Raw genomic sequence first — 20,960 nt, forward strand, 5'->3', positions numbered from 1 at the left:
ATGAATTCGAAAATGGAAACAACAGATGTCGTTATCATCGGCGGAGGACCGGCCGGGCTGAACGCAGCCCTGGTGCTGGGGCGGGCGAGGAAAAAGGTGGTCGTCATCGATGAAGGGCGTCCCCGCAACGCGGTGACACGTGAATCTCACGGATTTCTGACCCGCGACGGAATCAGCCCGGCTGAATTTCGCAAACAGGCCAGAGCGGATCTCCTTAACTATCCATCCATCACGATCGTGGAGGATGAGGCAGTGTCGGCTTCGGGGTCTGATGGGCATTTTCAGATCGAAACCGCCCAGGGCCGATCTTATCATAGCCAGAAGCTGCTGTTTGCCGTTGGAATGAAGGATCAGCCGCTGGATGTTCCGGGACTGGCCGAGGTTTATGGAAAAAGCGCGTTTGTATGCCCTTATTGCGATGGCTGGGAACTTCGCGATAAGCCGTTGGTCATTCTGAACAGCGGAGCGGAGCTGATGCATTTCGCGCCGCTGATCTCGGGCTGGACAGATCGTTTTACGATCTGCACAAACGGGCCCGACGGGTTGACAGAGGAGCAGCGCGAGGAGCTGCGCCAGCACGGCATCCCGCTGTATGACACCCCGATTCAATCGATTGACTCGGCCGAGGGCATGGTGAGGCAGGTCGTTCTGACAGACGGGACGGCGGTGCCGTGTGAAGGGATTTTCTTCAAGCCGACTCTTCGGATCGGATCGGATTTGCCGAGATCTCTGGGCTGTGAACTGACGGAAACGGGCAGTGTAGCGGTGGACCCATTCGGCAAAACGAGCATTCCGGGCGTGTACAGCGCCGGTGATGCCGCTTCGCAGTATTATCAGCTTATTGCTGCGGCTGCTATGGGCGCATTTGCTGCTGCAGCGATGAACAATGAGATGAATCTGGCGGCTTGGAAGAGGCGCTGACGAGGTGATTTTGCCACCATTCAAGCGTTCGAAGCTCCTTATCAGCAGAGGCTGGTCCTGACGGACCGGCCTCTTGTTGTTTAGATCATACTCATTCCCATTCTCATTTCGGGTTAAGTATGCCAAACAAAATGTTAATTAAAATTTACATTATGTTAAGGATAATATACAATGGGTCAGAGACGATCGAGTAGGAGATGTTTCTATGCTCAAAAATCGAGTTCGCGAGCTGAGAGCCCGTTTTCAGTTTACCCAAGGGGAACTCGCCAAGAGGGTCGGCGTTACGCGTCAGACGATCGCTTTTATTGAGAAGGGTGAATTTGCACCATCGGTCACTCTTGCGCTGAAGATTACCAAGGAATTTGAATGCACAGTAGAAGAAGTCTTCTGGCTGGAGGAGGAAGAGTAAATGAATAAGCTGCTGCGGTCCCCGTTCTGGTCGGTGCTGTCGATGGTGATAATAACGTTGTTTATGATAATCAAAATCGAGGCACAGCGTCTGCCGACCTGGTTGTATACGTTGTCTTACGCTGCATTGGCCGTTTGCTTCATATTCATCCTTAGCTGGCTGGTTGCTGTGCTGATTCATAACCGCAGGCATCCGAAGCAGAAGGTGAAATGGCATCTTTTCTATCCCGTTGAATTTCGGGAAGAGGATGAGGGGATGCGATGGCTGACGTATATGGCTTGCCGGAAGGTATATATTATGTTCTACGTCGCCTTGCCGCTCATTCTGCTGGTATTATTTCTGTTTCCGGAGCACCGCTCGCTTCCCGTTCTATTGATCGGAGCGCTCGCGGTTTCGCAGTACTGTATGTATTGGTCGGTCATCCGGAAGGCAAACATAGGGGAGGATGAAACGTAAATGAATGTGTTGATGGAAGTTTGGCAGTATATTCTCGTATTTCTGATGGGATCGGTGCCGTGGATTGAAATTGCCGCGGTAATCCCGATAAGCATTGTGGCAGGTCTCAACCCTTTTTTCGTAGCGCTGATGGCGTTTCTCGGAAATCTGTCCACCGTTTACTTGCTCGTGATTTTCTTTGATAAATTCCAGCAGTGGCGCAGCCGCAGGAAGAACGGCCAGGAGCAGAAATCGAAGCGTCAAACCCGCGCGATCAACATCTGGAACAAATATGGACTTCCGGGTCTTTCTTTGCTGGGCCCGCTGTTGATCGGTTCGCATATCGCTGTTTTTATCGGCCTTGTATTCGGGGCCAAAAAACATGTGACCTTGCTGTGGATGACAGTCAGCCTGGTGATTTGGACGGTGATCATTACGCTTCTGTCGGTGTTCGGCATCGATTTGATCCAATCGATACGGTAATGGCTTAACCGAAAACGGGTGTGCTGCTCAGCATGAAGATACAAAAGTACGCTTGCTAGCCGCCGCAGATGATAGAGCAATCCCCCTTCTCCTTCGTATGTGTGGAGTGAGGGGGATTGTTTGTTCTGTGCAGGATGAAAGCAAAGCTAGAAATCCGGCTTCCTTCCGGCCGGCAGGATGCCTATCCCCGAAACGCTTCAATAATCACCAGGAGCCAGCCCGCGAGAAAACAGAGGCCGCCAAGCGGCGTAATCGCGCCCAGCTTACGGATGCCGGTCAAGCTGAGTGCATACAAGCTTCCGGAGAACAGGAGGATGCCGGCAAACAGCAACCAGCCTGCGGTCACGATCAGCGAACCGTTGCCGAGCTGGGCCGAAAGCACGCCGAGCAGCAGCAGGCCGAGACTGTGAGCCAGGTGATACTGGATGCCCGTCTGATACGTTTTCGACTTGTCACCGGTCAATTTGTTTTTCAGCGCATGCGCACCGAATGCGCCGAGCGCCACAGCAAGAAACATCATGATGCCGCCGAGGGCGAGCAATGTGTTCATCATCAATCACCTCGCTACTATATTACTCCAATGCATGAATCCGGACAATTCATGAAGTTTAACAAGCTGCAGGCGGGCTAGATGCACCTGTCAATAGATGGATAAAGCTCCGGCAACCGTGTATTTGTATAATGAACCGAATCCGTCAATTGCGGCCGGTCCGCCAAAGTTCTCAAGTTCCGCCGATGGCTGCGCTATTTCGCCCCTAGCGTTCGCTCTGACTAACAAAACAAAAAGAGCTGCAAGAAAGTTACCTTTCTTACAGCTCAACGAAATACAGCACGCCTGTCCCGAGTCGGGCAGGCTGTGAAATGTATGAACCTGAGTGAGAAGAATGATAAACATTATTTTCCTTTTCAATTCAAGATCCCTGCTCGATCAGAGACCGGGATATTTCACGACAGGCCATTTCTCCTTGCGGAGGGCGTTCATCAGTTCCGGCGGCGCGCAAAGGTTATCCTGAACAAGCTGTTTAGGTGTCAGTGCCATCCACTGATTCAGCGAGATATCTTCAAAGCGGTCACTGCGAAAAATTTCGAGGAACCAGAGCGTCTCGTCTCCGGTGTTCTGTACATAATGGCCCATGGCAACAGGCACATAGCCCACATCGCCTGCGCGGACATCGAAGGTGCGGGCGATGCCGTTTCCGCCGAACACCGTCATCCGCCCTTGCCCGGTCAGGTAGTACTGCCATTCATCCGCGTTCGGATGCCAGTGCAGCTCCCGCATCGCGCCTGGGTGGATCTCCACGAGCGCCGCCGCGACGGTGGTGGATGCCGGGAAGTTGGTGGAGTCTACGATCCGGACGCTTCCGCCTGGCGTCACAATCGGTTCCTGCGCGTGCAGGCGGTACGTGAAGGAGCGCGGTACCGTTCCATAGGGAGAGGGGACAGCCTGACTGCCGATCGGACCCGGGACCGTGTCCTGAAATATATAGACTTGCTTGGACGGTCTGGAGGCAAAGGCTGATTCAGGAACGCCAAAATTGGCGGCCAGCACCTCGGCTGGGGTATGCGCGAACCAGTCCGAGATGGACAAGGTGTTCAAGTCTGAGAAGGAGCCGTCGTCAAAGACGAGCAGAAATTCGCACCCATGCTCCAGCCCCTGAATCGAGTGCGGAATCCCCTTCGGAAAGAACCACAGGTCGCCCGGTCCTACATCGGCGATGAAATTGCGCCCGTTCTGGTCCACAGCCGTCACCCGGGCGGTGCCCCATATCATATAGGCCCACTCCGCCTGCTGATGCCAGTGCAGTTCGCGGACTCCCCCAGGCGTCAGGCTCATATTCACGCCGGCGAGCGTCGTTGCAATCGGCAAATCTCGAACCGTAATCTCTCGCGACCATCCGCCGTGGTTTAACTGCATATGCGTGTCCGAGAAGGACATGCGGAGGTTAGGAAGGAGTCCGGCGTCGGTTGTGGGAGGGACAAGCATATCCGGGTTCTGCAGATCACGAAGCACATCACGCGGCCCGAGGTCGGGAGCGCCGGCCCCGTCCTTGCGAATCGGTTGGGGGACAACCCACTTCTTGCCGTTATCAGGCATTCCATCCTTCATGTACGATGATCTCCTTTCGAACTGCACTTCAACTATAATGTATAGATATGAGCCAACGTCTGTCCCTTATGTAGCCTGCATGCATTGAATTCCCCATCTCCCCTATGTATAATGGTTAGGCATATGGACAGGCGGGATGGCTACAATGAAGCATTGCAGCAAATGGCGCATTGCCGGAGCTCCCCTTCAGCAAGGAGGTAACCTACCAGATGCAGAACAAAAACAAAACGCTTGTGAAATCGATGGATCTCCTTCAGCTATTTATTACGCATCCGGCATTAAGTCTGAACGATATGGTCAAGCTATCTGGCATGCCGAAAACATCCGTTCACCGGATGCTGATGTCGCTTGAAGAGATGGGCTTCCTGGCAAGGCATGAGGATGGCCAGTATTCGCTGGGCTTGTCATTTCTCCAGTTCGGTCAACTTGTGGCGGATCGGCTGGACATTCGGCAGGTCGCATTGCCGATCATGCAGGAGCTTCGGGATGATGTAGGCGAGGCCGTGAACCTCATCATGAAAGATGGAAGGGAAGCCATCTACGTTGAGAAGGTCGATACGAATCATCCGGTGAGGCTGTATACGAAGATCGGCCGCAGATCGCCGCTATATGCGGGCGATTCCCGCATCATTCTCGCGTTTTTGCCGGATCAGGAGAGGGAGCAGTATTTGCGTGAAACGGAGCTAATGCCGAGAGGGCTCGGAACGATTACCGATAAAGACAAGCTACGCCGAATATTGCAGAAGTCCAGGGAAGACGGTTACGCGATCAGCCGCTCTGAGCTGGAGAACGATACAGCTGCCCTGGCGGCACCGATTTTTGATCATCGCGGACGAGTGTATGCCGGCCTCAGTGTGGCAGGGCCGGATGACCGGTTTCAGGACGAACGGCTGCCTGAACTGAGCGTGAAGGTGGTCCGTGCGGCAGAGGAAATTTCCCGCAAGCTGGGCTGGGAACCTTCGAGCAGAATTCCATTATAATGTACATACTCATCTACCCTGTTGCTCACAATATGGGAGATGAGTTTTTTATTGTTGACAGACGGGACGCTCCCCATTAACCATACCTCCTCCTTCTCAACATCTAACACGGGGAGTTACATAACATAACGCCACACACGAGAAAATGATGAAGTACATATTGCGTAAACACGAAGCATTAGCTATAATCCAATATAATTAAAAATTTCGGAATCTATATTCCGAATAATGGAACGAAGATGGGTGGGGTGAGGAAATGTATCGGATCGATTTGAATTGTGATCTTGGAGAGAGCTATGGTGCGTACAAGCTGGGTGTGGACGAGGAGATGCTCGGACGGATTACATCGGCGAATGTAGCCTGTGGTTTCCATGCCGGGGATCCGGGCGTTATGCGCCGCACCGTACAGATGGCCCTGAAGCACGGTGTCGCAGTTGGAGCGCATCCGGGCCTTCCGGATCTCATCGGTTTTGGCCGGCGCAATATGGATATTTCGCCGCGGGAAGCGTACGACATGGTTGTCTATCAGATCGGTGCCCTGGCCGCATTTGTACAATCCGAGGGTGGACGCATGCAGCATGTGAAGCCGCACGGTGCGCTGTATAATATGGCCGCGAAGAGCAAGGAGCTGTCTGAGGCGATTGCTGAGGCGGTATATAAGGTTGATCCGGAGCTGATATTGTTCGGGCTTTCCGGCAGCGAGCTGGTTCGGGCTGGAGAGCGAATCGGCCTGAAGACAGCCAATGAAGTATTCTCAGACAGAACGTATCAGCAGGACGGAAGCTTGACCCCCCGAAATCAGCCGGATGCATTGATTACAGACGATGACCAGTCTGTATCGCAAGTTATCCGCATGGTGAAGGAAGGCAAGGTGCTGACGCTGCAGGGAAGCGACATTGCGATCTCGGCAGATACGGTGTGCATTCACGGGGACGGGGCACATGCTGCGGTATTCGCGAAGCGAATCCGGGAGGCGTGCGAATCTTCGGGCATCTTGATCCAGGCGGCTGGATCTGAATAAAGTGGAACAAGGAGGATATGCGTTTGAAATCCGATAAAAAATCATTGGAGCTGGAGAATCAAGCGTCCGGCGGACCGAAATCTAGCTGGAGCTTACTGCTGGGCGCAGCCTTTTTGATGGCGACTTCAGCCATCGGACCTGGATTTTTAACGCAGACCACGGTCTTTACGCAGCAGCTTGCGGCCAGCTTTGGCTTTGTTATTTTAATGTCTATCATTTTGGATATCGGAGCACAGATGAATGTATGGCGAATTATCGCCGTTTCGGAAAAAAGAGGACAGGACATCGCAAACATGGTGCTTCCGGGGCTTGGCTACTTCGTGGCCTTCCTCATTGTGCTGGGGGGCATCGCCTTTAACATCGGCAATATCGCCGGGGCGGGTCTTGGCATCAATGTGGTGCTCGGCATATCACCGACTACGGGTGCGATGATCAGCGGCGCTATTGCGATTGCGGTATTTATGATCAAGGAAGCCGGAAAAGCGATGGACCGGATTACGCAAATTGCCGGTTTTGTCATGATCGCGCTGACGATTTATGTTGCGATCACTTCCGCACCGCCGGTAGGCGAAGCGGTCGTTAAAACGTTTGTCCCGGATCAGATTGACATTCTGGCGATCGTTACACTGGTCGGCGGAACGGTTGGCGGATATATTACATTCGCGGGCGGTCACCGTCTGCTCGATGCCGGGGTTCGCGGCCAGAGCGCTTTGCCCCAAGTGACGCGAAGCTCGGTAACAGGCATCCTGGTGACGGCTGTCATGCGTGTGATCTTGTTCCTGGCAGCGCTCGGTGTCGTCGCCAAGGGCTTGGCCATCGATCCGTCGAACCCGCCGGCGTCTGTCTTTCAGCTGGCAGCCGGCAACATCGGGTACAGAATATTCGGCATCGTCATGTGGGCGGCTGCGATTACCTCGGTCATCGGGGCTGCTTATACGTCGGTGTCGTTCATCCGCACCTTCAGCCCGGCGCTGGAGAAGCATCATCACCGGATTACGATCGGATTTATTTTGTTGTCGACACTCGTATTTGTGCTTGTAGGCAGACCGGTGAAAATTCTGGTGCTGGTCGGCGCACTGAACGGGCTCATTCTGCCTATCGCGCTTGGCGTGCTTCTAGTGGCAGCATACAAGAAGAAGATCGTTGGAGATTACAAGCATCCGCTATGGATGACTTTGTTCGGCGGGCTGGTCGTTGTGATGATGGCGGCAATGGGCGGCTACACGCTGGTTAATGAATTGCCGAAGCTGTTCCAGTAAGTCTAGCTGCCACATTTCCTGCCGATGAACGCCCGCTGACAGCCAGCATCCGCGATAGAGATGACGGTGCAATGTGAGGCAGTGGTTCGAAGAGATGAAGGCTGTATGGCTGAGGCAAGGTTCTCTTGTCTCGGCCTTTTTCTATCGGATCATCGTCAGAGCGAGCAGAGGAATCATCCTATTCATGTATACTTTATTCAGGGCATGACCTGGTGAAAGAGGTGACCGAAGCATGAGAGAGGCCGAATTAAAGGGCCGTGATCAAATCGAGATATACCCGTATGGGGAATCGGCCGTACGGATTGAATTTGGCAAGGGGATTGACCCCGAAATCAATCGCAAAGTAAGAGCGCTGACGGCGAGTCTGGAGTCAGAACCATTTCCCGGAATGATCGAATGCGTATCCGCCTTTACGAGCGTAACCGTCTTCTACGATCTGCTGGCGGTAAGAAATATGGCATCACCGTTATCGGAGAGCCAATCCGCATATGAAATCGTTTCTGACCTTGTGCGCGAACGGGCGGCCGGGATGGCGACCGAGGCTTCCGGCCAAGCGAGAACGGTGGAGATCCCGGTATGCTATGGAGGATCATTCGGGCCTGATCTGGCGTATGTCGCAGAGCATAACAAGCTGACTCCGAGCGAGGTCATCGACATTCATACGAGCGGCGAATATCTGGTGTATATGATCGGGTTTGCCCCGGGATTTCCTTTTCTCGGCGGCATGTCGGAGCGAATCGCTACCCCGAGGCGCTCGTCTCCCCGTCTGTCAATTCCCGCAGGATCGGTAGGCATCGCCGGGAAGCAGACGGGTGTATACCCGATTGTCACCCCGGGCGGCTGGCAGCTGATTGGAAGCACCCCGCTCGCCCTGTTCCGGCCGGAGCATCATCCGCCAAGCCTTCTTCAGGCAGGGGACGTGGTTAAGTTCCGGGCGATTACACCAGCACAATATGAGGAGTTCAGAGGGGGAAGGATATGAGTTTCAAGGTCGTCAAGCCGGGACTGCTGACCAGCCTTCAGGATCTGGGGAGGTACGGTTATCAGAAATATGGCGTAATCGTCAGCGGTGCCATGGACCCGGTCTCCCTGAGACTGGCCAATCTGCTGGTCGGAAACGACGAGGATGAAGCGGCACTGGAGCTTACCCTGGTAGGCCCATCGCTCATCGTGGAGCAGGACGCACTGCTTGCCGTAACCGGAGGCGATATGTCGCCAAAGGTAAACGGGCAGCCGCTGCCGATGTGGCGGCCGGTGTATGTCAGGAAGGGCAGCCATCTGCAGTTCGGGGCATGCAAGGCTGGCAGCCGTGCTTATGTAGCGGTGGCCGGAGGGTATGATGTGCCTGTGGTGATGGGCAGCAAAAGCACCTATCTCCGGGCCGGCATCGGCGGTTATCAGGGCAGGGCGCTGGCGGAGGGAGACGTCATTGCATGGAAGGCCTCAGCTGGGCGGGCCGCTGAATATAGAGAGCAATGGGCGCGGAAGCTGGAGGGCGTCTCATCCGATTATATATCCACGGATTGGCATACCGGCAGAGGGTTTCATCCGCACGAGGGGGGAGATGCAGTCATTCGCGTCACCCGGGGCAGCCAGTTTGAATATTTTGCGCCAGGCAGCCGGCAGCAGTTCTATGAGAAATCCTTTCAGGTATCCACGCAATCGGATCGAATGGGCTACCGTTTAACCGGACCGGAGCTGACGCTGGCAGAGCCGCTGGAGATGATCTCGGAGGCGGTCATTCCGGGAACGGTCCAGGTGCCGCCGGACGGCAACCCGATCATTCTGATGGCAGACCGGCAGACGGCGGGCGGATATCCGAGAATTGCCCAGGTGGCGGTCGTGGATATTCCGGTAGTTGCCCAGATCAAGCCGGGCAGACGTCTTCGTTTTCGTGAAATCACGGTCAACGAGGCCGAGAAGCTTTACATTCAGCGGGAGCAGCAGATTCAGCAGATGAAAGCCGGCATATTGGTGAATATGAAGCAGGGTGTGTAGGGTGCAGGTTTCGTCGCTCATCGTTTCCTTTCCAGAGGTTGACAGAGGATCGCTCCGTCCACTATGATGGGGAGCCGGAGGGGATCGAAGTGACGTATCTGGCCATACTCTGCATGAACATTCTGCTTGGCATCTACGTGCCGTATATTCTTATCTATGCGCTGGTGGTGAACCGATCGAAGGGCCGAGGGCGATCATCCAAGCCCAAGAAGGATTGGTCAAGTGTGAAATCCGTCGTGGGGACAACGGTGTTTTGCTGTGCTTTTTTTCGGAGGATTCTCGGCGCTTTCCGTCTTTAGAGAACTCCAAATATATCGTGAAAATCACCGATTCGTACGGAAATGAAATCAGACATACGTTTTCCACCGTTGCATTTCTGATCAAATTCGCGATCTATTGCGCCATCGTTGCTTACTATTTTATGCGAAAAAAGAATACGCTGTTTTTCGTCTCGATACGACGCGGCAAAGAGCAGTGACGATCAGTTTCCATGCCTTTACGATCCTGATCCTTGTCCTGTCCGGTTTCACAGGGTCTGTTACCCCGCTCATGATTGTCTTGATCTTCCACGGTGTCATGCACTTTGTACAGGCTTATGGCGGGATAAGGGCCAATATATAGCTCTGCCTGCCGTGGTCCAGGGCGATAGGGAAACTCAGGCAAGGCAGGCTTGATCACAATATAGAAACCGGCAGAAGCGCTGTTGCTTTTGCCGGTTTTTTTGCTTGAAGCGCCCTGGCAGTCCCTCCATCCGGATTCTCCTCTCTTGTGAAAATGCCCCCGATAATTTGGATGTTTTCGAAAGTTCACAGGATATTATGCCAGACGAATGGGACCTATAATAGGCCTATAAGCAGTTGCATGATAGGCAAAGGGGGACTTCACCCAGTAAAAATAAAGCGGATTCACGAACATGCCTGACAAACATTTGTCGGGGCTGACGTAAGACCTGAGCCGCTTACAGGAGACGCTGCGGAAGAGGGCTGCCAACATTTAGAGGTTTACATGAGGAGGGCCAACAGATGAAGATTGAGAGACATCCGGAGAATCCGATCGTAGTGCCAGGAGGCTATGAATGGAGAATGGTGACCGTATTTAATCCGGCGGTTATTATCGAAGACGGCAAGTTTTATATGATCGAGCGGACAGCAGGTTCGCTCACGCCTTGTAAAAACTACCTCGGATTGCTGGAAAGCGAGGATGGCGTTCATTTCACCCATGTGAAGGATGAGCCGATCGTGACGCCGGATCAATTGGGCTTCCCGTACGGAAGTGTACAGGATCCGCGCGTGGTCAAAATTGACGACACCTTTTATATGAACTATGCGCTGAGACCGTGTGCGATGAGCTACTATCCGACCGGAAGAGGCGTGCCTGAGCGCTCGATTCCGAAATATCCGGATGGCTGGGGCGAAGAGGAGGGCCACTGGCTCACTCGTTCTTCGATTCTGACCTCCAAGAACCTGATCGATTGGGAGTTTCTGACCGATACGACGCCACTGGACATCAACGATCGGGACAACATTCTGTTTCCTGAGAAAATCAATGGCAAATATGTGCTGCTCCGGCGTCCGGAAGAATACGTGGGCGAGGAATACGGCACGGAGAAAGCGGCGATGTGGATCACCTATTCCGATGATCTGATTCATTGGGAAGAGCCGAAGCTGCTCGCGAAAGGCGAGAATCCATCATGGGAATCGCGGAAAATCGGCGGGTCCACACCTCCAATCAAGACGGACAAAGGATGGCTTGTCCTGTATCACGGCGTCGACGACAATGTCGTCTATCGCGTCGGGGCCATGCTGCTCGATCTCGACAATCCGGAGAAGGTGATTGCCCGGACACGGAATTTCATCATGGAACCGGAGACGTATTATGAAAAATTCGGATACCAGCTTCCGAACGTCATATTCCCGACGGGAAATGTGGTCAAGGACGGTCTGCTCTATATCTACTACGGAGTAACCGATACGGCGATTGCGCTTGCGACCGTGCCGCTGGACGAGCTGGTGGATTATATTCTGAACGAACCGCAAAACTAAACAACAAGAGAAGGATGCCGCGATGATGCGGCTCCCCTTGAAGCTCAAATGAAACCGCATACAATTTATTTAATAACTAACAAATAATGTTATGAAATATAACCTAATTTCAAACCGGATTCTCACGAATAACTAAATCATCGCAATATTTTGGATGTAATCGAAGGTTTGTGGGATATAGATGATGAATGCTCCGCTTTATAATGTCTAATATAACGTGAATAAGGAAATAAACACGTCATTGCCTGTTAGATTTAATCCTTGTTAAACAATTACGAAAAGAGGGTTGGTTATGAACAAACGAAACAAAGGCAAAAAAGTACTGCTTCTCGGATTGGCAGCCATGCTTACACTGGTTACGGCTTGCGGCAAAGACACGGGGGCCAGCGGCGGAGCCGATGGCGATCAGATTACGATCAATATGATGCACCCGTGGACATCGCCGAATGTGGACAATGAAGTATACAAGGCGCGCATCGACGAATTCGAAAAACAGCACCCGAACATTGTGATCAAGCAGGACGGCGTGCCTGCGGCGCAATACAAGACCAAGCTGCGCACGCTGGCAGCCGGCAACAATCTTCCGGACATTAACGTCGTATGGCCGGGAGCAGACCTTGATCCGCTTGTAGCGGGAGATTTGCTGCAGCCGATCAATGAACTGATGGATAACTGGTCCTCCATTTTGCCTGAAGGCGCACTCGAGGGCTTCAACGTGGACGGGCAGCAATACGCCATACCGACCAAGCAGAACTTCGTAGATATTATTTATTACAACAAGGAGATGTTTGCACAGGTTGGTTATGATGAGTTCCCTGACACCTACGACAAATTTATCGATGCGGTGACGAAGTTGAAGGAAGCGGGCATTACCCCGATTTCGCTTGGCAACAAGGAACAATGGCCGCTGCAATCCTCCTATATCTCGATTATTGGCGACCGTTTCACGGGAAGCGACTTCCTGACGAACGTGCTGGAGAAGAAGGCCAAGTTCACCGATCCTGAATTCGTGAAGGCGCTGGCTGTCATTGAGGAGCTGACTCAGCTTGGCGCATTCAATACCGACGCCAACAATATGGATTCGGTACAGGCGCAGGATTATTTCATCCAGGGCAAGGCGGCGATGCACATCTCCTCGGCTACGGTTGACGGCCGGGTGCGGATCAATAACGAAGAAGGTGACAAGTTCGGCATCGCCCTGTTCCCGAGTGTGGAAGGCGGTAAAGGCGACCCGACAAAAAGCGCAGGCGTCGTGCAGTATGGCATTGCCATGAAGAGCGGGCTGGATGAGAAGAAGCGGGAAGCCGCGGAAGAATTTCTTAAGTTCTTCGTGAACGAGGATCTGTATAAAGAGCTGATTCGCAACGGTGTTGTCGTTCCAGCGAAAGTAGAAGTGCCTGAAGATGCAAGCAAGTATCTGAAGGAGATGCTGGAGCTTACAGATGGCGGTACCGCCCCGGTATTTGACAGCGTTATTCCGACACAGGTGGTTGACGTGCTGCAGAACGGTCTGCAGGCGCTGACGATTGGCCATGGAACGCCGGAGGACATTGCGGAGGAAGTGCAGAAAGCTTTTGACGACATGAATTAAAAGCGGATCAACGATAAACGATTCATAAGATTCACGATCATTCTGCTATCCCAAACCGGAGATGATGTAAGAAAACCCGAGATGAAGCGGGTTTTCTTCTTTCTTCGGGACTGGAGGGCACACACTAAGGAGGGAACCCTGATGCAAACGCTGAGAGGAACCAAGCTTGCGATATTCCTCGGCTTGCTGCCGGCGCTGATCATCTATCTGGGCATTGCCATCGTTCCGATCGGGTTGTCCTTGTACTACTCCCTGATGAACTGGAACGGGATCGGCTCGATGACCTTTGCCGGGCTGGATAACTATGTGAAAATTTTGGGTGACAGCACGTTCTGGCTGTCGGTAAAGAACAACATCATCATTATGGTGACCGGGCTGATCGGGCAGATTCCGCTGGGATTGCTGCTGGCGCTGCTGCTGAACCGGGGGCTGAGAGGCTCCGGGCTGTTCCGCACCATCGGGTTTATGCCGGTCGTCATTTCGTCGGTTATGGTGTCCCTGATCTGGGGCATGGTGTACAACACCGAGTACGGCATGCTGAACAACCTGCTCGGCATGGTCGGACTGGACAGCTGGAAGCAGAACTGGCTCGGAGATTCAACTTGGTCGATGCTGTCGATCAGCATCGCCTATATTTGGCAGAACTGCGGACTCTATATGGTCATCTTCCTGGCCGCCCTGCAGAACATTCCGGATGAGGTCAATGAAGCGGCCGAGCTGGACGGAGCCACAGGCCTGAAGCGGACGATGAGGATTACAATTCCGATGATCCGCGGGACGATTATGGTAGGCGTGGTCTACAGCATCAGCAACTCATTCCGCGTCTTTGACCTGATTCAGATTTTGACCGGCGGCGGACCGGCGCATCAGACAGAAGTCATGACCATCTATATGTACAACAGCGCATTTCTCAACATGCGTTACGGTTACGGCAGCGCGGTGTCCATTCTGGTCCTGTTGTTCAGCCTGATCGTCATTACACTGATCAACCGGGTTGGCCGGGAGAAGGACGCTTAACGAAAGGAGGAAAACGCCATGAAGAGAAAGTCGGGCTTGTTCCAGTTATTCGCATACACATTTTTGGGCTTGTTCGCTATTATGAATATAGTTCCACCCTTTTGGATGGTGGTGAACTCCTTCAAGCAGGAGCAGGAATACGCCATCTCCCCGTTTTCGCTTCCCGACACGCTGCAGTTTTCGAACTACGCAAGAGCGTGGGAAGTTGCGAACATGGATACTTACTTTTTGAATAGCATTATCATTACGTTTGCTTCCTTGATCATTACGGTTCTGCTCGGAGCGATTGCGGCCTATTTCCTTTCCCGCTTTCAGTTCAAGCTGCGGGGCTTCACCTACGGTTTGTTTTTGCTGGGGATGCTGGTGCCGATCCACGCAACCTTGATTCCGATATTTTTGATCATGCAGAAGCTGTACCTGCTGGATACGTACTGGTCACTTATCTTGCCATATACAGCCTTTCACCTGTCTTTGACCGTATTTATACTCGAAGGTTTTATGCGCGGATTCCCTAAGGATTTGGAAGAATCGGGCGTGATGGACGGCGCCGGCGTGTATCGCATTTTCTGGTCGATTATTTTGCCGATCACAAGACCCGCCCTGGCAACGGTCATTATCCTGAACTTTATTTATAACTGGAATGAATACCTGTTTGCGCTGGTTCTGATCACGTCCACCGAACTCAAAACGCTGCCGCTTGGCCTGGCTAATTTTGCCGGCATCGAGACGGCAAGCCTAACGCTGCAGATGGCGGCGCTCACGATTGCGCTGATTCCGATTCTGATCTTCTATCTGCTGCTGCAGAAGCAGCTTGTGAACGGAATGACGGCTGGTGCGGTCAAAGGATAAGGCGGGACTGAAGGACAGATAAGGCGAATGGAAGGGGAGAAGCAGCATGAAGAACCGTTACAGCAAACACCTCGGAAATTTCGGTTTGAAGCGGAAAGCGCTCGTCATTTTTCTCCTCTTCGTCATTCTGCCTACATTCGGCGTCGGTGTGGTCGCCCAATATAAATTCAATCAGGTCCTTATGGACCAATTCGTTAACTCCACCAAGCGGAATTTGGATAACGTTACCAATCAGCTCGGGGAGCAGACCAAAATGGTGGAGGATATCGCCAACTACTTGATCTTGAGTCCGGATATGAGGTCGTTCCTTAGAGCCTCGCCTCCTCTGAGCAGCGGTCAGCGCGACAATCTGAAGCGGAACATCGAGGAGTTTCTTACCTTCCAGCTCATGTCCCGCAGCTATATCCGTTCCATTGAGGTGTCCGGCTACAACGGCAGCTTCATTGAGATGGGAGAACCGTTCAGCGGGGATGAATCGATGTGGATTCGCCAGGCCGAAGCGCAAAAGGGCGGGATTGTCTGGACGGAGGGCTACGCCTTGAACAGCGACTGGTACGGGCAGACTCGCCTCCTGTCGATGTTTAGAATCTTGAACTCGTACAATGCCATCACCAAGCCGCTCGGCAGGTTAACGATCCGCATGGATGAAGCCAGCATCGTCAATCTGCTGGAGAAGGGGATTTTCGAGGAGGGGCAGGGCAGCGTGTTTATCGTGGGAGAGCAGGGCCAGATCGTGCTCGGCTCCGGGGGCGGTCTGAGCGGCCTGTTTCAACCCGATGAGGCGCTCTTGAACAAGCTGGCCTCTGGGCGGGAAGGCTTCTTCCATTATCCGCTTGAGGGACAGCGCTATCTAACGCTCTATAAGAAAGTTGAAAACACAGGCTGGAACGTGGTTTCCATGATTCCGGAGGCAACCGTGGCAGAGGAATTTCGAGGCGTGAAAATCCTGATGCTGGTCATCCTCTCCTCCATCCTGCTGCTGGGCCTCACCGCATTGATCGGCTTCCATTACACGATCATCACTCCGATATTGCGGTTGAAAAAGGAAACGAGCCGCGTGGCTTACGGTGATTTCAGCGCCCGGGTGCCGATCAAATCCAGGGATGAAATCGCGGAGCTGAATCGAACGTTTAATGAGATGGTCTCGACCATTCAGGAGCTGATCGAGCACAAATATAAGCTGGAGCTGAGGGAGCGCGAATCCGAACTGAAGCTGATGCAGAACCAGATGGACCCGCATTTTCTCTACAATACGCTCGATATGATTCGCTGGACGGCGAGGCTGGAGCATGCCGATAAATCAAGCCAGCTGATTGAGATGCTGTCGAAGTTCTTCCGCGCGAGTGTAAATAACGGCAGCTATCAAACGACGCTGCGGCGGGAGATGGAATTCGTGCAGACCTATCTGTATCTGCAGCAGCGCCGCCTGGGCGATAAGCTGAAGTATACGTTGTCCACGGAAAGCGGGCTGGAGGATATGTTGATGCTGAAGGCAACGATCCAGCCGCTGGTCGAAAATGTGATCAAGCATGGGTATGACCGGAGCAAGCCGATCAATGAAATCACGGTAAATGCTTTCCGATTCGGAGATGAGATGGTTATTGATGTCATCGACAATGGCAAAGGAATGACCCCTGCACGGCTTCAGGAAGTCGCATCCTCGCTTCAAGGAAGGGCCAAGGAAGGAATCCGGCAGGGAGCCATGTCCAATATCCATGAACGGCTGACGATCTTCTTCGGGCCGGACTACGGACTTGAAATTATCAGCACCTCACGGGAAGGCACTTGGATCAGGTTAAGACTTCCGGTGAGAGAAAGCCAGGATCAGGGTGGTGATAAGCATGGACAGTAAATCGGCGAAGGACAGCAAGCGGATCCATATGCTGATCGTGGATGACGAACCCGTCATCTGCGAAGGGCTGCGGCACACGATCGATTGGGAGCAGCTTGGCGTCCGTGCCGTCGGTGTGGCCTATGACGGTATGGAAGCGCTGCGGCGGATAGAGGAGCTGGACGTTCAGATCGTGTTGACTGACATCCGCATGGATGGGATGGACGGCCTCCGGTTGGCCGAGTGCTTGAAGGAACGGTTCCCGGATGTGCGTGTTGTCATGATCAGCGGTTACGAGGATTTTGAATATGCGCGTCAGGCGATTCGTCTTGGCGTCAGCGATTATCTGCTCAAGCCGGTCGAGATTGACGAGCTGACGGAAGTGGTCAAGAACATTGTTGGCGACATTCATGGACAGCGTCGGGACGAAGACGTTCAGGAAGCGAAGCTGTGGTTGTCGAATATCGTGCGGCAAGGCATCGCAAGCGGGAAGGAGCCGCCGGCATCCCTTCGAGGATCGGGATTTCGTATTCTGGCAACGCAGATGGACCGGTTTATCGAACGGTTCGGGAAGGAGCCCCCGCCGCATTATGACAGAATCCAGGACGACTGGGTGAACTTGCTGCATGCGGAGCTGCAGCGCCCCGACCTTCGACTCGTGTCCGTGTTTGATCACGAAAATATGCTGATTACACTGCTCATCTCCGATATCCGAATGGATGGGCAAGCATGGGATCAGCTGCTGGAAGCGGTGGAGCCGACGCTTCGAAGAGCCGGCATCCTGTGCGGCGCTTCCGGAATCTACAGCGATCTGGCGGATACCGTGGAGCGATGTGCGGAGGCCAAAGCGCTTCTTCCCTATCATCTGCTGGAGAACAGGAATGTGCTGTTCCCGAAATACCGGGACATCACCCTGAAGGACGCCGGCATTCCTGCATTTGATGCAGCGAATGCTGCAAGTAAACTTGTGGCGGCCATGCTGAAACAGGACCTTAACGAAGTGGATGGCCTTGTAGCGGACATGTTTTCCTTCTTCCGGGAGCAGCGTTATTTGCCAGACAACCTGTGGAGCACCTATGAGGAACTGGCCGCCCTGATCAGGCAGCGGATGCGGAAGAGCGGCATGACCGAGCTGGAGACTGTGCATAAAACTGGCCCGGATATGTACCTATATAACTCCTATGACGCGCTGGAGGGACTTGTGAAGGAGCGGCTGCGGGAGTGGCTGAAGCTCGTCGAGCGGCAAGGGATGGATAAATCCTACTGGATCGTTGAAAAAGCGAAGAAGTATATGAACGAGCATTATCGTTCCGATTTGAAAGCCTCGGAGGTGGCGGCCTGGCTCAAGATTACGCCGAGCTACTTCAGTTATATTTTTAAGCAGAGCACCGGAAAAGGCTTCACGGAGTATATGAACGAAATGCGTATGGAGCAGGCGAAAGAGCTGCTGGCAACCACGCATGACAAAGTGTTTGAGATTGCGGACAAGGTCGGTTATAAGGAGTACAAGTATTTTGTATCGGTGTTCAAAACGTACACAGGCATGACACCAAAGGAGTACCGCGGGCTCAGTGCGGCCCGGGATGCGGATGTCCTGAATGCCAAGGATTCCACGACAAAGCGATGAAGCGGGGGAACGCATCATGGAAATATATAAGTCTGCCCAAGCGCCGATCGAAGAACGGGTTCGGGATCTGCTTGGAAGAATGACGCTGAAGGAGAAGGTAGGACAGCTGAACCAGCGTATGTATGGATGGAACGCTTACGTTAAACAGGGAGACCGCTTCGAGCTGACGGAAGAATTCAAAGCGGAGGTGGCCTGGGGCAGCGGAATGGGCGCGCTCTACGGCTTGTTCCGCAGCGATCCGTGGTCTGGCGTCCACTACGGCAACGGCATTACAGCGGCGGAAAGCGCCAAAGTGGCCAATCAGGTGCAGCGGTATGTGATGGAGCATTCCCGGCTTGGCATCCCGGTGCTGCTTACAGAGGAATGTCCGCACGGCCATCAGGCGCTGGACGGCACTCTGCTGCCGGTCAACCTGGCCGCGGGCGCGACCTGGAATCCGGCGCTGCTGGCGCAGGCCTACGGCTTTGCGGCCGCCGAAATTCGCAGCCGCGGCGCGCATGTGGGTTTGGTGTCTGCGCTGGATATTTTGCATGATCCGCGCTGGGGGCGGTCCGAGGAATGTTACAGCGAGGACCCATATCTTGCGGCCCGGTTCACGGAGGCTGTCGTGCGGGGGATGCAGGGCGAGAGGCTTGAGCAGCTGGCTGAGACTGACAAGGTCGCGGTCGTGCTCAAGCATCTGTGTGCCCAAGGCACCGCACAGGGCGGCCGCAATGCAGGGCCGGCTCCGATCGGGGAGCGCGAGCTGCGCGAGATCCATCTTCCCGCCGCCAAGGCCGGGAAGGAGGCGGGCGCCGCCGCATTCATGGCGGCGTACAACGAGATCGACGGTGTGCCTTGCCACGCGAATGAGCAGCTGCTGACGGGCATTCTGCGCGAGGAATGGGGCTTTGACGGCGTCGTTATGGCCGATGGCTGCGCGATTGACCGGCTGCTGGCACTGACGGGCAGCCATGAATCGGCCGCTGCGCTCGCCTTGGCGTCCGGCGTTGATCTCAGCCTGTGGGACAAGGCGTTCACGACGCTGGAGGAAGCCGTTTATCAAGCGCTGGTCCCGGAGCCTGACATCGACCGGGCGGTAGAGCGGGTGCTGCGTCTGAAGTTCCGGCTCGGCCTGTTCGACCGTCCCTACGTGAACGAGAACGGTCCGATCGCCGTTGTCGGGCGTCCCGAGTTCCGGGAGGTGAACCGGCAGGTGGCGCTCGAATCTGCGGTTCTGCTTAAGAACGAGGGCGGTCTGCTGCCGATCCGCAAGAAGCACCGCCGCATCGCGGTGATCGGCCCGAATGCCGATCAGCTGTACAATCAGCTTGGCGATTACACGAGCGTCCAGCGGGAAGGCAGCGGTACGACCGTGCTTGCAGGCATTCGTATGGCCGCACCTGCAGAGACGGACATCGTGTATGCCAAAGGCTGCGGTATCCGTGATCGGTCCGAGGAGGGATTGGCCGAGGCTGTTGAGGCGGCGAAGAGCGCCGACCTCTGCGTATTGGTGCTTGGAGGCAGCAGCGCCCGCCGCTTTGACGGCGCGTTCGAGAGCAACGGCGAAGCCATCGTTCCTGAAGGCGATGCCGGCAATCCGTCCGAGATGGACTGCGGAGAAGGCGTGGATCTGGCCGATCTGTCCCTGGGCGGCCTTCAGCAGCGGCTCGTCCAAGAGGTTTCGGCTACGGGGACGCCGGTTGTCGCTGTGCTGATTCAAGGCCGTCCGCATGCGATAACCGAGGTCGCTCAGCATTGTGGAGCGGTGTTGTGCGCATGGTATCCCGGCCCTGAGGGAGGGGCAGCTGTGGGGCAGCTGCTGTTCGGACAGGCGAATCCGAGCGGCAAGCTGCCGGTATCTATCCCGCGCTCGGCGGCACAATTGCCTGTATACTACAACCAGAAGGATCCCGGTCGGCCAAGAGTTTATGTGGATATGCCGTCTGCGCCGCTGTATCCTTTCGGCTATGGGCTTAGCTACACAGCATTTGAGTACGGGGAGATCCGGCTATCCCAGCGGAAGATTTCAGTCGCCGAGCTAGCGAAGGGCGGACAGATTACGGCGGCGGTTCGATTGAAGAACACAGGTGAATGCACCGGAGCGGAAACCGTCCAGCTGTACATTTCGGCCCGCGAGTCAGGCATCACACGCCGTCTGGCCGAGCTGAAAGGCTTCCGGAAGCTGGAGCTTGCTCCTGGCGAAGAGCGTGAGGTTACCTTTCACCTCGGCATGGAGGAGCTGGCCTTCTGGAACCGGGCGATGAAGTTTACGGCCGAGCCCTGTGCGGTCAGGATCGGGATTGGCGGCAGCTCGCAGGATCTCTCCCATGCTGAGCTTAGGATAACAGAAAGCGTCTAGCGGACGCGGGAGAATAAAGCTCCGAGTTCCGTCTGCTTGCAGGAAAGAG

The 20,960-nt window shown here is 54.2% G+C and carries 20 protein-coding genes; 17 read left to right on the forward strand and 3 right to left on the reverse strand.

What is annotated here, in order from left to right; all coding sequences use genetic code 11:
* The 4 genes from MKX64_RS17365 (at position 1) to MKX64_RS17380 (ending at position 2,248) form a co-directional block, all read left to right on the forward strand.
* Positions 1 to 921 carry an NAD(P)/FAD-dependent oxidoreductase gene (locus MKX64_RS17365; protein WP_095397920.1) on the forward strand — a complete coding sequence of 307 codons (921 nt, stop codon included), beginning with the start codon at positions 1 to 3 and terminating at the stop codon, positions 919 to 921.
* Positions 922 to 1,126: 205 nt separating this feature from the next.
* The gene (locus MKX64_RS17370; protein ID WP_095263870.1) at positions 1,127 to 1,330 is read left to right on the forward strand and encodes a helix-turn-helix transcriptional regulator; all 204 of its coding nucleotides are present in this window, start codon (positions 1,127 to 1,129) and stop codon (positions 1,328 to 1,330) included.
* Positions 1,331 to 1,786 (forward strand): hypothetical protein, encoded by a 456-nt coding sequence (locus MKX64_RS17375; protein WP_095263871.1) that lies wholly within the window; start codon positions 1,331 to 1,333, stop codon positions 1,784 to 1,786.
* Complete coding sequence (locus tag MKX64_RS17380; RefSeq protein WP_155617721.1) at positions 1,787 to 2,248, forward strand: small multi-drug export protein; 462 nt, start codon at positions 1,787 to 1,789, stop codon at positions 2,246 to 2,248.
* A gap of 181 nt (positions 2,249 to 2,429) precedes the next feature.
* Here MKX64_RS17380 and MKX64_RS17385 read toward each other — a convergent pair whose 3' ends face one another.
* Positions 2,430 to 2,798 carry a DUF423 domain-containing protein gene (locus MKX64_RS17385; RefSeq protein WP_095397923.1) on the reverse strand — a complete coding sequence of 123 codons (369 nt, stop codon included), beginning with the start codon at positions 2,796 to 2,798 and terminating at the stop codon, positions 2,430 to 2,432.
* A gap of 378 nt (positions 2,799 to 3,176) precedes the next feature.
* Positions 3,177 to 4,355: an oxalate decarboxylase family bicupin gene (locus MKX64_RS17390; protein WP_341036783.1), complete on the reverse strand. Its 1,179-nt coding sequence runs from the start codon at positions 4,353 to 4,355 to the stop codon at positions 3,177 to 3,179.
* 209 nt (positions 4,356 to 4,564) lie between these two features.
* Between MKX64_RS17390 and MKX64_RS17395 the strand changes: the two genes are divergently transcribed.
* The 6 genes from MKX64_RS17395 (at position 4,565) to MKX64_RS17420 (ending at position 9,912) form a co-directional block, all read left to right on the forward strand.
* Positions 4,565 to 5,335, forward strand: coding sequence for an IclR family transcriptional regulator (locus MKX64_RS17395; RefSeq protein WP_341036785.1), 771 nt, complete (start codon positions 4,565 to 4,567; stop codon positions 5,333 to 5,335).
* Between the two features lie 256 nt (positions 5,336 to 5,591).
* On the forward strand, positions 5,592 to 6,356 hold the full coding sequence (locus MKX64_RS17400; RefSeq protein ID WP_155617719.1) for a LamB/YcsF family protein: 765 nt from the start codon (positions 5,592 to 5,594) through the stop codon (positions 6,354 to 6,356).
* Between the two features lie 116 nt (positions 6,357 to 6,472).
* Positions 6,473 to 7,615, forward strand: coding sequence for an NRAMP family divalent metal transporter (locus MKX64_RS17405; protein ID WP_230875632.1), 1,143 nt, complete (start codon positions 6,473 to 6,475; stop codon positions 7,613 to 7,615).
* Between the two features lie 232 nt (positions 7,616 to 7,847).
* Positions 7,848 to 8,597, forward strand: a complete 750-nt coding sequence (gene pxpB / locus MKX64_RS17410; protein WP_155617718.1) for a 5-oxoprolinase subunit PxpB — start codon at positions 7,848 to 7,850, stop codon at positions 8,595 to 8,597.
* Complete coding sequence (locus MKX64_RS17415) at positions 8,594 to 9,613, forward strand: 5-oxoprolinase subunit C family protein (protein ID WP_341036789.1); 1,020 nt, start codon at positions 8,594 to 8,596, stop codon at positions 9,611 to 9,613. The genes pxpB and MKX64_RS17415 overlap by 4 nt, the downstream gene beginning before the upstream one ends.
* 38 nt (positions 9,614 to 9,651) lie before the next feature.
* Positions 9,652 to 9,912 carry a hypothetical protein gene (locus MKX64_RS17420; protein WP_341036792.1) on the forward strand — a complete coding sequence of 87 codons (261 nt, stop codon included), beginning with the start codon at positions 9,652 to 9,654 and terminating at the stop codon, positions 9,910 to 9,912.
* Between the two features lie 115 nt (positions 9,913 to 10,027).
* Here the strand turns inward: MKX64_RS17420 and MKX64_RS17425 are convergent, their stop codons facing one another.
* Positions 10,028 to 10,423, reverse strand: a complete 396-nt coding sequence (locus MKX64_RS17425; protein ID WP_341036793.1) for a hypothetical protein — start codon at positions 10,421 to 10,423, stop codon at positions 10,028 to 10,030.
* Positions 10,424 to 10,635: 212 nt separating this feature from the next.
* On the opposite strand from MKX64_RS17425, the gene MKX64_RS17430 reads away from it, so the two are divergent.
* From MKX64_RS17430 to MKX64_RS17460, 7 genes are all read left to right on the forward strand, one after another.
* Complete coding sequence (locus MKX64_RS17430; protein ID WP_095263882.1) at positions 10,636 to 11,655, forward strand: glycoside hydrolase family 130 protein; 1,020 nt, start codon at positions 10,636 to 10,638, stop codon at positions 11,653 to 11,655.
* A gap of 292 nt (positions 11,656 to 11,947) precedes the next feature.
* The gene (locus tag MKX64_RS17435) at positions 11,948 to 13,246 is read left to right on the forward strand and encodes an extracellular solute-binding protein (RefSeq protein WP_341036795.1); all 1,299 of its coding nucleotides are present in this window, start codon (positions 11,948 to 11,950) and stop codon (positions 13,244 to 13,246) included.
* A gap of 141 nt (positions 13,247 to 13,387) precedes the next feature.
* Positions 13,388 to 14,263, forward strand: coding sequence for a carbohydrate ABC transporter permease (locus MKX64_RS17440; protein ID WP_095263884.1), 876 nt, complete (start codon positions 13,388 to 13,390; stop codon positions 14,261 to 14,263).
* A gap of 18 nt (positions 14,264 to 14,281) precedes the next feature.
* The gene (locus tag MKX64_RS17445; RefSeq protein ID WP_341036796.1) at positions 14,282 to 15,112 is read left to right on the forward strand and encodes a carbohydrate ABC transporter permease; all 831 of its coding nucleotides are present in this window, start codon (positions 14,282 to 14,284) and stop codon (positions 15,110 to 15,112) included.
* Positions 15,113 to 15,158: 46 nt separating this feature from the next.
* Positions 15,159 to 16,964: a sensor histidine kinase gene (locus MKX64_RS17450; RefSeq protein WP_155617715.1), complete on the forward strand. Its 1,806-nt coding sequence runs from the start codon at positions 15,159 to 15,161 to the stop codon at positions 16,962 to 16,964.
* A complete protein-coding gene (locus tag MKX64_RS17455) occupies positions 16,954 to 18,570 on the forward strand; it encodes a response regulator transcription factor (RefSeq protein WP_095263887.1) in 1,617 nt (538 codons plus the stop codon). Before MKX64_RS17450 ends, MKX64_RS17455 begins: the two co-directional genes overlap by 11 nt.
* A gap of 16 nt (positions 18,571 to 18,586) precedes the next feature.
* The gene (locus MKX64_RS17460) at positions 18,587 to 20,911 is read left to right on the forward strand and encodes a glycoside hydrolase family 3 N-terminal domain-containing protein (protein ID WP_341036799.1); all 2,325 of its coding nucleotides are present in this window, start codon (positions 18,587 to 18,589) and stop codon (positions 20,909 to 20,911) included.
* The last annotated feature ends 49 nt before the right edge of the window (positions 20,912 to 20,960 follow it).

Origin of the sequence: Paenibacillus sp. FSL M8-0334, assembly GCF_038000405.1 — a bacterium.
GTDB lineage: Bacteria > Bacillota > Bacilli > Paenibacillales > Paenibacillaceae > Paenibacillus_AQ > Paenibacillus_AQ campinasensis.